This window comes from Meridianimarinicoccus marinus, from assembly GCF_040689105.1.
In the GTDB taxonomy this organism is placed as follows: Bacteria; Pseudomonadota; Alphaproteobacteria; order Rhodobacterales; family Rhodobacteraceae; genus Meridianimarinicoccus; species Meridianimarinicoccus marinus.
This window is the reverse complement of the sequence record NZ_JBFBVU010000128.1, coordinates 1-265: the sequence shown is the minus strand read 5'-3', so window position 1 is coordinate 265 and position 265 is coordinate 1. Positions and strand designations below refer to the sequence as shown.

Sequence of the window (265 nt, the reverse complement as noted above, 5' to 3'; positions counted from 1 at the left end):
GTAATAGCCGCCGTGCTAGAGCGATGGAAAAAGGCTCTGGCTTTGGTCGCGACCAACAGGAAAAAGTCTGGCAAAGTGCTGAGGTTGATGCCTTGTATAAACTTGCAGCTGCTGGAGTGAGGGTACCTGAACCTTTTGGCTGCTTTGATGGCGTCTTGCTTATGGAGCTGATCACTGATGATGAAGGTTATGTTGCTCCAAGGCTTAACGACGTAGTGATGTCATCTGAGCAAGCGATTGAAGATCATCAGGTTATGATGACGTA

At 47.9% G+C, this 265-nt stretch carries 1 protein-coding gene; it reads left to right on the top strand.

Annotated features, from left to right (window positions below):
* Window positions 1-23: 23 nt before the first annotated feature.
* Window positions 24-265, top strand: a 242-nt coding sequence (locus AB0T83_RS20465) for an RIO1 family regulatory kinase/ATPase domain-containing protein (protein WP_366195030.1), incomplete at its 3' end; no start/stop codon positions are given.